General features: G+C 60.0%; 13 protein-coding genes. 5 read left to right on the top strand and 8 right to left on the bottom strand.

The window, feature by feature from the left end; genetic code table 11:
• Nucleotides 1-197: 197 nt before the first annotated feature.
• The 3 genes from FQ185_RS23410 to FQ185_RS23420 all read right to left on the bottom strand — a co-directional run bounded on the left by FQ185_RS23410 (nt 198) and on the right by FQ185_RS23420 (nt 2,000).
• On the bottom strand, nt 198-473 hold the full coding sequence (locus FQ185_RS23410; RefSeq protein WP_003213368.1) for an HU family DNA-binding protein: 276 nt from the start codon (nt 471-473) through the stop codon (nt 198-200).
• A gap of 191 nt (nt 474-664) precedes the next feature.
• Nucleotides 665-1,813 (bottom strand): NAD(P)/FAD-dependent oxidoreductase, encoded by a 1,149-nt coding sequence (locus tag FQ185_RS23415; RefSeq protein ID WP_149419504.1) that lies wholly within the window; start codon nt 1,811-1,813, stop codon nt 665-667.
• Between the two features lie 19 nt (nt 1,814-1,832).
• Nucleotides 1,833-2,000: a rubredoxin gene (locus FQ185_RS23420; protein ID WP_007954349.1), complete on the bottom strand. Its 168-nt coding sequence runs from the start codon at nt 1,998-2,000 to the stop codon at nt 1,833-1,835.
• Between the two features lie 201 nt (nt 2,001-2,201).
• Between FQ185_RS23420 and FQ185_RS23425 the strand changes: the two genes are divergently transcribed.
• Both FQ185_RS23425 and ubiA read left to right on the top strand, forming a co-directional pair.
• Nucleotides 2,202-2,753, top strand: a complete 552-nt coding sequence (locus FQ185_RS23425; RefSeq protein ID WP_149419505.1) for a chorismate lyase — start codon at nt 2,202-2,204, stop codon at nt 2,751-2,753.
• Complete coding sequence (gene ubiA, locus FQ185_RS23430) at nt 2,753-3,643, top strand: 4-hydroxybenzoate octaprenyltransferase (protein WP_149419506.1); 891 nt, start codon at nt 2,753-2,755, stop codon at nt 3,641-3,643. The genes FQ185_RS23425 and ubiA overlap by 1 nt, the downstream gene beginning before the upstream one ends.
• A gap of 81 nt (nt 3,644-3,724) precedes the next feature.
• Here the strand turns inward: ubiA and FQ185_RS23435 are convergent, their stop codons facing one another.
• Entirely contained in the window at nt 3,725-4,111 is a 387-nt protein-coding gene (locus FQ185_RS23435; protein ID WP_149419507.1) for a hypothetical protein, read from the bottom strand.
• A 152-nt stretch (nt 4,112-4,263) separates the two neighbouring features.
• Here FQ185_RS23435 and phoB point away from each other — a divergent pair, with 152 nt between their 5' ends.
• The 3 genes from phoB (at nt 4,264) to FQ185_RS23450 (ending at nt 7,785) form a co-directional block, all read left to right on the top strand.
• Nucleotides 4,264-4,953 carry a phosphate regulon transcriptional regulator PhoB gene (gene phoB / locus FQ185_RS23440; RefSeq protein ID WP_149419508.1) on the top strand — a complete coding sequence of 230 codons (690 nt, stop codon included), beginning with the start codon at nt 4,264-4,266 and terminating at the stop codon, nt 4,951-4,953.
• A gap of 45 nt (nt 4,954-4,998) precedes the next feature.
• Complete coding sequence (gene phoR / locus FQ185_RS23445) at nt 4,999-6,321, top strand: phosphate regulon sensor histidine kinase PhoR (protein ID WP_149419509.1); 1,323 nt, start codon at nt 4,999-5,001, stop codon at nt 6,319-6,321.
• A 123-nt stretch (nt 6,322-6,444) separates the two neighbouring features.
• Complete coding sequence (locus FQ185_RS23450; RefSeq protein WP_149419510.1) at nt 6,445-7,785, top strand: hemolysin family protein; 1,341 nt, start codon at nt 6,445-6,447, stop codon at nt 7,783-7,785.
• A 51-nt stretch (nt 7,786-7,836) separates the two neighbouring features.
• On the opposite strand, the gene FQ185_RS23455 is transcribed toward FQ185_RS23450, so the two are convergent.
• The 4 genes from FQ185_RS23455 to pstB form a co-directional block, all read right to left on the bottom strand.
• Nucleotides 7,837-8,733, bottom strand: a complete 897-nt coding sequence (locus tag FQ185_RS23455) for a M23 family metallopeptidase (RefSeq protein WP_149419511.1) — start codon at nt 8,731-8,733, stop codon at nt 7,837-7,839.
• Nucleotides 8,734-8,941: 208 nt separating this feature from the next.
• Nucleotides 8,942-9,892, bottom strand: a complete 951-nt coding sequence (locus FQ185_RS23465) for a response regulator (RefSeq protein WP_149419513.1) — start codon at nt 9,890-9,892, stop codon at nt 8,942-8,944.
• A gap of 168 nt (nt 9,893-10,060) precedes the next feature.
• Entirely contained in the window at nt 10,061-10,822 is a 762-nt protein-coding gene (gene phoU, locus FQ185_RS23470; protein WP_149419514.1) for a phosphate signaling complex protein PhoU, read from the bottom strand.
• 71 nt (nt 10,823-10,893) lie between these two features.
• Nucleotides 10,894-11,727: a phosphate ABC transporter ATP-binding protein PstB gene (pstB, locus tag FQ185_RS23475; RefSeq protein ID WP_007942698.1), complete on the bottom strand. Its 834-nt coding sequence runs from the start codon at nt 11,725-11,727 to the stop codon at nt 10,894-10,896.
• Nucleotides 11,728-11,852 lie beyond the last annotated feature (125 nt).

Consider the following 11,852-nt stretch of genomic DNA (forward strand, 5'->3'; position numbering starts at 1 on the left):
AAGGAAAGTATTAATATCGCGCATAAGAACGCCGGTTTGTTAGATGTGTTTGCTCGCACGAACATCATCAATCAAATCGGCGTTCTTGTTTCTGTGTTTCCCGGGATTCCGTGAAGAACCAAAAAAATGGGCACCCAACCTGATTGGCGTGCCCATTTTTTACTCCGCTCACCCGCCAGGCGGGCAGTCGGCGCGTGTTACGGATTGACGCTGTCTTTCAACGACTTGCCTGGTTTGAAGGCAACGGTGTTGCTTGCCTTGATTTTCACAGGCTCACCGGTTTGCGGGTTTTTGCCCGTGCGGGCACCGCGGTGGCGTTGCAGGAAGGTACCGAAGCCCACCAGCGTGACGCTGTCCTTGCGGTGCAAAGCGCCGGTGATTTCTTCGAGAACGGCGTTGAGAACGCGGTTGGCCTGCTCTTTGGTGAGGTCTGCTTTTTCAGCAATTGCTGCGGCGAGTTCTGGTTTACGCATTAGTGAAGCCCCTTGACGGTTTTTTGTTGTTATGTCCGTGCTGTTCTCGTTGGAACAGCGCCCAAAGCGCCGCAGATGCTCTACTCTGCGGCAGACGGGAGTGAGAATGGCACGCACAGAAGAGCCGCGCCAGTCTCGGCGCGACCTTTGTAGGGGCAAAAGCGGGGTGATTCCGACAGAACGACCGGCATTTACGCCAGCAGTGCCGGAAGCTCTTTGTTCAGGGCCAGTTTTTCCATCACCGCCGCGCCTGTCAGGGCATAACCCAGCAGTTTGCCGCTGGCATCGCGGCATAGCACCTTGATGTCTGCGCCCTGCCCTTCGACGGTCCAAACACCCTCGAAACCCCGTGGTGGAGGGGAAACCACCAATGGGCAGACCGGCGTTTTGACGGTGATGGGCATCGGGCCATAACTGACCGCCACAGGGTTTGCGGCGAGGGTTTGTGCCAGCGCTCTCGCACAGCTCATCAGGGGCATGACGTACAAAAGATTCAGCCCATCGACCTCGGCGCAATCGCCCAAGGCGTAGATATTGGCGTGGGAGGTTTTCAAATGACGGTCGACCACCACGCCGCGATTGACCTGCAGGCCGGCAGCCGCCGCCAGGTCGATACGCGGACGCAGACCAATGGCCGACACCACCACATCGCAAGGGATCACCTGGCCGTCGGACAGATGCGCTTGCAACCCGTCAGCGACGCGCTGCAAGCGATTGAGCACCGGCCCGAGGTGGAAGCGTGCGCCCAGGCTTTCCAGACCGGCCTGGACCGCAGCGGCTGCCGCGGGGTGCAGCAGGGTCGGCATGACCTGTTCGCACGGTGCAACCAGTTGCACCTCGTAGCCACCGACAATCAGGTCGTTGGCGAACTCGCAGCCGATCAGGCCGGCGCCGAGCAGTAATACCCGACGCTTGCCGGCCGCTGCCGCGCGAAAGCGTGCGTAGTCTTCGAGATCGTTGATCGGGAACACTGCGTCAGCCGCATCACCTTCGATGGGCACCCGTACGGTTTCCGCGCCCCAGGCCAGGATCAGGTCGCGGTAGATTACCGACTCTTCGCCAATCCACAGGCGCTTGTGGCCCGGGTCGATGCCGCTGATACGGGTGTGGGTGCGTACTTCGGCCTTCAATTGCTCGGCCATGGCGCCGGGTTCGGCCATGCTCAAGCCATCGGCGTCCTTGTTCTTGCCAAAACCGGTGGAGAGCATCGGCTTGGAGTAGGAGCGTCCGTCATCTGCGGTAATCAGCAGCAGCGGGGTTTCGCCATCGAGTTTGCGAAACTCCCGGGCCAGGTTGTAGCCAGCCAGCCCGGTGCCGACGATCACGACAGGTGCGTTCATTCCTTACTCCTCTAAAGTCTTAGTTGATTTCGATCATTTCGAAATCCATCTTGCCCACGCCGCAATCCGGGCACAGCCAGTCTTCCGGCACGTCCTGCCACAGGGTGCCCGGCGCAATGCCGTCATCCGGCCAGCCGTCGGCTTCGTTATAGATCAGGCCGCAGACCACACATTGCCACTTTTTCATTCAGGTACATCCTCAGGATTCAGACTTTTGCCGGCGCGAACGGTCGATGGTTGGAATGTTGCCGTCCGGCTCAGGGGCGTTTTGTACTGATCGGGCCCGGCAGATGCAAGCCTGTTCGGCGCAACGAGGGGGCGGATCAATCAAAATCACCGACTGACATGGTAAGCTCGCCGCCTCATTTGCTGCCAATAATGACTCACTGTGCCGCACTCAAAACCTCCATTCTGGCTTCCCCAAAGCCAACTCGCGCCCCTCCCCGACACGTCTACCCTCGACTGGCTGTTCGACGAAGGCTCTTTGACCCGACGGCTGATCCGCCTGTCGAATGACGGCTTCAGCGTCACGCCACTCTTCGAAGGCTGGCAATCACTGCGCTCCGACGAATGCGCCGCACTGGACCTGGCCGAAGGCAGCGAGGGCTGGGTGCGGGAGGTGTACCTGCGCGGCCACGGCGAAGCCTGGGTGTTTGCCCGCAGCGTGGCGGCGCGCAGTGCATTGCAGGGCGACGGCCTGCACATGGACGAGTTGGGCAGCCGCTCTCTGGGCGAATTGCTGTTTTGCGATCAGGCATTTCAACGGCGCGCCATTGAGGTTTGTCACTATCCTCAGGAGTGGCTGCCGGTGGAGTCCCGGGCACCTGAATTGTGGGGCCGCCGTTCGCGTTTCGACCGTGGGGCCTTGAGCGTGCTGGTGGCCGAAATTTTCTTGCCGACCCTGTGGAACGCCACCCGCGCCCATCCGGAGAATTGCTGATGTACCAGAGCCTGCTCAAGTCCCTGAATCGCTTGAATCCACGGGCCTGGGATTTCATTCAGCTGACCCGCATGGACAAACCGATCGGCATTTATCTGCTGCTGTGGCCGACACTGTGGGCGCTGTGGATCGCTGGTAAAGGTTCGCCGTCGCTGGCCAATATCGTGATTTTCGTCCTGGGCGTGGTGCTGACCCGGGCTGGCGGCTGCGTGATCAATGATTGGGCGGATCGCAAGGTCGACGGCTACGTGAAACGCACCGAACAGCGGCCCTTGGTAAGCGGCAAGATCAGTTCCAGAGAAGCGCTGGTGTTCTTTGCGCTGCTGATGGGCGTGAGTTTCCTGCTGGTGTTGTGCACCAACGCGAAAACCGTCTGGCTGTCGTTCGGTGGCTTGGCACTGGCTTTCACTTATCCGTTCATGAAGCGCTACACCTATTACCCACAAGTGGTGCTGGGCGCGGCGTTCTCCTGGGGCATGCCGATGGCGTTCACCGCCGAAACCGGTGGGCTTCCTGCGGCCGCGTGGTTGCTGTGGATCGCTAACCTGCTGTGGACGGTGGGCTACGACACCTATTACGCGATGACTGACCGCGACGACGATCTGAGAATCGGCGTTAAATCCACGGCGATTCTGTTTGGCGAGGCGGACCGGGTGATCATCCTGATTCTGCAGGGGCTGGCGCTAGGTTGCCTGGTGCTGGCCGGGGCGAAATTCGAGCTCGGCGGCTGGTTCCACCTCGGATTGCTGGCGGCGGCGGGCTGTTTTGCGTGGGAGTTCTGGTACACCCGTGGCAAGGACCGGATGCGTTGCTTCAAGGCGTTTCTGCACAACCATTGGGCCGGGTTGGCGATTTTTGTCGGGATTGTGCTGGATTATGGATTGCGTTGAGACGACTGCGGCCATCGTCGGATTGCCGCCCAGACCAAGCCTTGCTCCTACAGGAGCGAGGCTTGCCGCTTCTGAATACGCTTACATTTTCGGCCCTTGGAGGATGTGCCACTTGTCCATTTTCTTGTCGCCGGTCATGTCTCCAGGCTTCTTGTCCTGCACGAAGTAGTACAGCGGCTTGCCGTCGAACGCCCACTGCTTCGTGCCATCGTCACGCGTGATGATGGTCCACTTGCCTTCATCCTTGTCGGCGGCGGTGGCTTTCAGCGGTGGCCAGTTTTCTGCGCACTTGCCGGTGCACGCCGACTTGCCGCCGGTGTCGTTGTCGAAGGTGTACAACGTCATGCCTTTGTGGTCGACCAACATGCCGTCTTTAACCATGCCCGGTTCTGCGGCGAAGGCCATTGTCGGCAACGTTAGCGCAGCAGTGATCAGCAGCGCCTTCCAGGATTGAGCGATGTGCTTCATGGAAACCTTCCTTTTGTGGTTGTCAGGATTCGGACTTAGAGCTTAGCCCAGGTTCATGACAATCGCCGGTCGACTAAAATACTGTCACACGACTGCAATAATTCCGTTATCTAATGCGGCGCAAGACAGTTAAATGACAAGAGGATTAACGCATGGTTGGCAGGAGCATTCTGATCGTCGACGACGAAGCGCCCATTCGCGAAATGATCGCCGTTGCGTTGGAAATGGCCGGCTATGACTGCCTGGAGGCTGAGAACTCCCAACAGGCCCATGCCATCATTGTCGACCGCAAGCCGGACCTGATCCTGCTGGACTGGATGCTGCCCGGCACCTCCGGCATCGAGCTGGCCCGACGCCTCAAGCGCGATGAGCTGACCGGGGACATCCCGATCATCATGCTCACCGCCAAGGGCGAAGAGGACAACAAGATCCAGGGTCTGGAAGTCGGTGCCGACGATTACATCACCAAACCCTTTTCCCCCCGAGAACTGGTTGCGCGTCTGAAAGCCGTACTGCGCCGCGCCGGCCCGACCGATGGCGAAACGCCGATCGAAGTCGGCGGTTTGCTGCTGGACCCGATCAGCCATCGCGTGACCATCGACGGCAAACCCGCCGAGATGGGCCCGACTGAGTACCGTCTGCTGCAATTTTTCATGACCCACCAGGAACGCGCCTACACCCGTGGCCAGTTGCTGGATCAGGTCTGGGGCGGAAATGTTTATGTCGAAGAACGCACCGTCGACGTGCACATCCGGCGCCTGCGCAAAGCCCTCGGTGAGGCTTACGAAAATCTGGTACAAACCGTGCGCGGCACCGGTTACCGGTTTTCCACCAAGGCCTGACCCGGACCTTTCCCGCCCGACAAGCTGACAAGGACGCGCGTTCAAGTGAACCAAAACTGGCATGGCACCCTGATCCGCCACATGCTTTTGCTGGTGACCGGTTGCCTGGTGATCGGCCTGATTTCCGGCTATTACGGCTGGAGCCTCGCCGCGGGCCTGGGACTTTACCTGGCCTGGACGCTCAAGCAACTGCTGCGTCTGCACGAATGGCTGCGCCTGCACAAACCCGATGAAGCACCGCCCGATGGCTATGGCCTGTGGGGCGAGGTGTTCGACAGCATCTACCACCTGCAACGCCGCGACCAACGGGTGCGCGGGCGGCTGCAAGCGGTGATCGACCGGGTCCAGGAATCCACCGCCGCGCTCAAAGATGCGGTGATCATGCTCGACAGCGACGGCAACCTCGAATGGTGGAACCGCGCCGCCGAAACCCTGCTCGGCTTCAAGACGCCGCAAGACAGCGGCCAGCCGGTGACCAACCTGGTGCGCCATCCGCGCTTCAAGGAATACTTCGAGCAGGACAGCTACGCCGAGCCATTGGAAATCCCTTCACCGATCAACGATCGCCTGCGTATTCAGCTGTACATCACCCGCTACGGCAACAACGAACACTTGATGCTGGTGCGCGACGTCACGCGCATCCATCAGCTGGAACAGATGCGCAAAGACTTCATCGCCAACGTCTCCCATGAATTGCGCACGCCGTTGACGGTGATCTGCGGCTACCTGGAAACCCTGCTCGACAACGTTGAAGAAGTGAACCCGCGCTGGTCCCGTGCCTTGCAGCAGATGCAGCAGCAAGGTGGACGCATGCAGACCTTGCTCAACGACCTTCTGCTGCTGGCCAAACTGGAAGCCACTGATTACCCGTCCGACAATCAGCCGGTGGCCATTGACGGATTGCTGCAATCGATCAAGTGCGACGCTCAGCAGTTGTCTGCTCAGCGCAATCAGAAAATCACCCTGGAAGCCGATCCGACGATTCTGCTCAAGGGCAGCGAAGCCGAGTTGCGCAGCGCGTTTTCCAACCTTGTGTTCAACGCGGTGAAGTACACGCCGGCCGAAGGCAATATCCGCATTCGCTGGTGGGGTGACGAGCAAGGTGCGCACCTGAGCGTGCAGGACTCCGGAATCGGTATCGACAGCAAACACCTGCCGCGCCTGACCGAGCGTTTCTACCGCGTCGACTCCAGCCGCAACTCCAACACCGGTGGCACAGGCCTGGGACTGGCCATCGTCAAACACGTGCTGCTGCGTCATCGTGCGCGGATGGAAATCAGCAGTGTGCCGGGCCACGGCAGCACGTTCACCTGCCATTTCGCCCCGGCCCAAGTGACCAAATCGCAGGTCATCAGCGCCGCCGACTGATACCGGCCAGCACTCGCCACTAGGCAATCGCCCAGTCAGCCGCTACATTGGCTGACTTGTGCCTGCCCTTCAGGCACCGCATTTCCTCTTTTTTTGAATACACGGAACCCGCAAAACCCCATCATGGACCCATCCCCTGGCTTGACCCTCGCGACACTCTTCGCCGATTTCGGCATGATTCTTTTTGCTCTGATCTTGGTTTTGCTCAACGGCTTTTTCGTTGCGGCGGAATTTGCCATGGTCAAATTGCGCTCGACCCGGGTCGAAGCCATCGCTGAAAAAAACGGCTGGCGCGGACACATCCTGCGCACCGTTCACAGTCAGCTCGATGCTTACCTGTCGGCGTGCCAATTGGGTATCACCCTCGCCTCCCTGGGCCTTGGCTGGGTCGGTGAGCCGGCGTTCGCGCACATCCTCGAACCGCTGCTTGAAGCCGTCGGCGTGCAGTCGGCCGAAGTGATCAAAGGCGTGTCGTTCTTCGCCGCGTTCTTCGTCATCTCGTACCTGCATATCGTGGTCGGCGAACTGGCGCCGAAATCCTGGGCCATCCGCAAACCCGAGTTGCTGTCGCTCTGGACGGCCGTGCCGCTGTACCTGTTCTACTGGGCCATGTACCCGGCCATCTACCTGCTCAACGCCAGCGCCAACACGATCCTGCGGATCGCTGGCCAGGGTGAGCCCGGCCCTCATCACGAGCACCATTACAGCCGTGAAGAACTCAAACTGATCCTGCACTCCAGCCGTGGCCAGGACCCGAGCGACCAAGGCATGCGCGTTTTGGCCTCCGCGGTGGAAATGGGCGAGCTGGAAGTGGTCGACTGGGCCAATTCCCGGGAAGACCTGGTGACGCTGGAGTTCAACGCGCCGCTCAAGGAAATCCTGGCGATGTTCCGTCGCCACAAATTCAGCCGTTATCCGGTGTACGACAGCGATAGCCAAGAGTTTGTCGGCCTGCTGCACATCAAGGATCTGCTGCTGGAACTGGCGGCCCTGGACCACATTCCCGAATCGTTCAACCTTGCCGAATTGACCCGTCCGCTGGAGCGCGTGTCGCGGCATATGCCGCTGTCGCAGTTGCTGGAACAGTTCCGCAAGGGCGGCTCGCACTTCGCGCTGGTCGAGGAGGCCGATGGCAACATCATCGGCTACCTGACCATGGAAGACGTGCTGGAAGTATTGGTTGGCGACATTCAGGACGAACACCGCAAGGCTGAACGCGGGATCCTCGCCTATCAGCCGGGCAAGCTGCTGGTGCGGGGCGACACACCGCTGTTCAAGGTCGAACGGCTGCTGGGGATCGACCTGGACCACATCGAGGCTGAAACCCTCGCCGGGCTGATCTACGAAACCTTGAAGCGGGTGCCGGAAGAGGAAGAAGTGCTGGAAGTCGAAGGTCTGCGGATCATCATCAAGAAGATGAAAGGGCCGAAGATTATTTTGGCCAAGGTGTTGATGCTCGATTGATCGGCTAATCCAAGTCGACTTGCCCGCGATGGCGTCAGAACAGGCAACACCTCACTGCTTGCCCAACGCAAAGTTGGGCAACGCCCCCACCGGTTGACTGAACTGGTACGGAATCGACACCAGCCCCAACCCGGTATTGCGCTGCACCACAAAATGCAGGTGCGGCCCGCTGCTGTTGCCGGTATTGCCCGACAGCGCCAGCGCACTGCCCACCGCCACCCGCTGCCCTTCGCGAACGCTCACCGAGCCTCGCTGCAAGTGCAGATAAACACCCATGGTCCCGTCGTCGTGCAGCACCCGCACGAAGTTGCCCGACGGATCGTTGCCGCGCCCGGTCTGCTTATTCTCGGTTTTCACCACTACCCCGCCCCGCGCCGCAATGATCGGGGTGCCCTCAGGCATGGCGATGTCCATGGCGTAACGGCTTTTGGGGCCGAAGTGGCTGTATTGACCATTGGCACCCTGACTCAGCCGAAACGGCCCGCCACGCCAGGGCAGCGGGTATCGGTAGGCCATGGCGGTGCCTGAGGGGTCGCCCAGGGAATATTCGAACTTCGGGGTATACGCCAGCGGCCTTCCGGCCTGGGTAGCCGTGAGCAGCGCCAGACGAATGTTGCTGCGCGCCGGCATCACCCGGCGAATCGGTCGGCTCGGCGCGCCACTGACGTTCTTCAACCCGGTGAAACTCAGTTCGATCTCTACTGGCGCATACAGGTCATTGCGCACGTACACACCGTCCATGCCCTTCTGCTTCTTGATGTCGAGGTACACCTGACGCTCAAGGTGCTCTTCCATGCGATCGCGAAAAACGAACACCTTGGAGCCCTTCGTGGGACGGTCGCTATAGGAGACCACGCCATTGGCGTCGGTGGACTTGTAGATAGTCATGGCCACAGCCGAGGTGGAGGCCATGAAGAGACCACAGAGAAACAGCAGGCGCGCGAGCATGGGCAGGATTCTGTCGAGTAAGGCCTGGGAAGGAGCCTAGCAGCTGCAATGGACCCGGGTAGTTGGCAGATGTTTCAAAATGGGGTGTGCGGGAGATGGGCGGTGATTGTTCTGGCCCCATCGCGGGCGAGCCCACTCCCACAAGGTTTTCGCTGTACCTGTGGGAGCGGGCTAGCCCGCGATGCCTTAGCGTCAGACGACGCTGATCTTACGCGCCAGGAATGAAGTGCTTCTGCGCCGTGCCGCGGGCAATCAGGCGGGAGATGTAGTCGAGCTTCTGCGCGTCCTGGTCGACGAAGCGGAAGGTCAGCTGCAGCCACTCGCTGTCGGGCTTCTGCTCGTGGGCGACGATGGCGTGCAGGTAGCCGTTCAGACGGGCCGTTTCGGCGTTATCGCCCTGCTCCAGGTCGAGCACGGCGCTGTCGAGTACTTGCGGCAGGGTGTCGGTGCGTTTCACTACCAGCAGCGCTTCCTTGAGGCTCAAGGCCTTGATCACGCATTGCGCAATGCCGTTCGGCAGACGCAGTTGGCCCTGACCACGACCACCCGTTGGCGCGGCGGAGGACGCTGCAGGCTTGATCGGCGGGCTGTTGAGCAGACCGCGAGACGCAGCGGCCGCCGGGGCCGGTGCGGCGGCGGCAGGTTTGGCGAACGGGTTGACTGGCGCCGCTGCTGGTGCAGCCACGGCAGCTTTGCCGCCGGTCAATGCGCTCAGGGAATCGTTGCCGAACGCCGAGTTCATTTTGGTCGGCGCGCTGTTCATCAAGGTATCGAGCTTGCCCACCTTGTTCAGCGCCTGCTTGACCTTGGTCAGCAGCTGCTCGTTGGTGAACGGTTTGCTGACGTAGCCGGAAACGCCGGCCTGAATGGCTTGCACGACATTCTCTTTATCGCCACGGCTGGTCACCATCACGAAGGGCATGGTCTTGAGATTGTCCTGCTCGCGGCACCAGGTCAGCAGTTCCAGGCCGGACATTTCCGGCATCTCCCAGTCGCACAGGACCAGGTCGAACGCTTCCCGCGTCAGCAAGGACTGAGCCTTCTTGCCGTTGACTGCGTCTTCGATCCGGATGCCCGGGAAGTAGTTGCGCAGGCACTTCTTCACCAGGTCACGAATGAACGACGCATCGTCCACGACCAACACACTGACCTTACTCATCCACAACCCCTTTAAAAAATCCCGGCAAGCATACCGCTTTGCTGATGGCACATTGCCAAAAACCTTCAGTCACGCCGGGACTTTTCGTTCGCGGGTGCTGCGTTCGAATTCAAAAACCACAAACAAAAACGCCCGGCCAAAAGGCCGGGCGCTTTTACTTGGGCAATCTTACTTATCGTCAACTTTGCCCGGAACATTAACGGTTTCGCCGCTTGTGCCTTCAACTTCTTCTTTCATGCGCTTGAGGCCCAGGTGACGCACGTCGGTGCCGCGCACCAGGTAAATCACCAGTTCCGAGATATTGCGCGCGTGATCGCCGATCCGCTCCAGGGAACGCAGCACCCAAATGATGCTCAAGACACGCGAGATAGAGCGCGGGTCTTCCATCATGTAGGTCGCCAGTTCACGCAACGCAGTTTTGTATTCGCGGTCGATGATCTTGTCGTACTGCGCCACCGACAACGCCAGGTCGGCGTCGAAACGGGCAAACGCGTCCAGCGCATCGCGAACCATGTTGCGCACCTGGTCGCCGATGTGGCGAACTTCGACGTAACCGCGCGGCGCTTCGCCTTCTTCGCACAACTGGATGGCGCGGCGGGCGATCTTGGTCGCTTCGTCGCCGATGCGCTCCAGGTCGATCACCGACTTGGAAATGCTGATGATCAAACGCAAGTCAGACGCTGCCGGCTGACGACGGGCCAGAATGCGCAGGCATTCTTCGTCGATGTTGCGTTCCATCTGGTTGATCTGGTCGTCGATCTCACGAACCTGCTGGGCCAGGCCGGAGTCGGCCTCGATCAACGCGGTCACCGCGTCGTTGACCTGCTTTTCCACCAGCCCGCCCATGGCCAGGAGGTGGCTGCGCACTTCCTCGAGCTCAGCGTTGAACTGCGCAGAGATGTGATGGGTAAGGCCTTCTTTACTAATCATGTTGGCGTCCTTGGAGCGTCCGGTAAGGTGCGGTGGACCGCAGCGTCAGTTCAGTGAGCAACAACAGCTTCCTAGCCGTAGCGACCCGTGATGTAGTCTTCGGTCTGCTTCTTCGCCGGATTAGTGAACAGGGTGTCGGTGTCGCCGAATTCCACCAGTTTGCCCATGTACATGAACGCCGTGTAGTCGGAAACCCGGGCGGCCTGTTGCATGTTGTGGGTCACGATGACGATGGTGAACTTGGATTTCAGTTCGTAGATCAGCTCTTCGACTTTCAGCGTGGAGATCGGGTCGAGTGCCGAGCACGGTTCGTCGAGCAGCAGCACTTCCGGCTCCACGGCGATGGTACGAGCGATCACCAGACGTTGTTGCTGACCACCCGACAGGCCGAGTGCCGACTCGTGCAGACGGTCTTTGACTTCGTCCCACAGCGCCGCGCCTTTCAGCGCCCACTCGACGGCTTCGTCGAGGATGCGCTTCTTGTTGATGCCCTGGATGCGCAGGCCGTAAACCACGTTTTCATAGATGGTTTTCGGGAACGGGTTCGGCTTCTGGAACACCATGCCAACACGACGACGCAGCTCGGCCACGTCTTCGCCCTTGCGGTAGATGTTGTTGCCGTAGAGGTTGATCGCACCTTCAACGCGGCAGCCATCCACCAGGTCGTTCATGCGGTTGAACGTACGCAGCAGTGTGGACTTGCCGCAGCCAGACGGGCCGATGAAGGCAGTCACACGCTGTTTCGGGATGTTCATGCTGACGTCGTACAGCGCTTGTTTGTCGCCGTAAAACAGGCTCAGGCCCGGCACTTCAATCGCGACGGTTTCCTGTTCAAGGCTCAAGCTCTGTTTGTCGCGGCCCAGGGCAGACATGTTGATGCCGTGGGTATGTGTTTCGTGCTGCATGGGAGGCTCCCTGTGCTAACAAATTCGGTTCGGTTTTTGTGGGAGCCAGCCTGCTGGCGATTCAGGCGACGCGGTCAATCTGTAAACCGCGGTGATGCCATCGCCAGCAGGCTGGCTCCCACATA

Origin of the sequence: Pseudomonas sp. ANT_H12B, assembly GCF_008369325.1 — a bacterium.
GTDB lineage: Bacteria > Pseudomonadota > Gammaproteobacteria > Pseudomonadales > Pseudomonadaceae > Aquipseudomonas.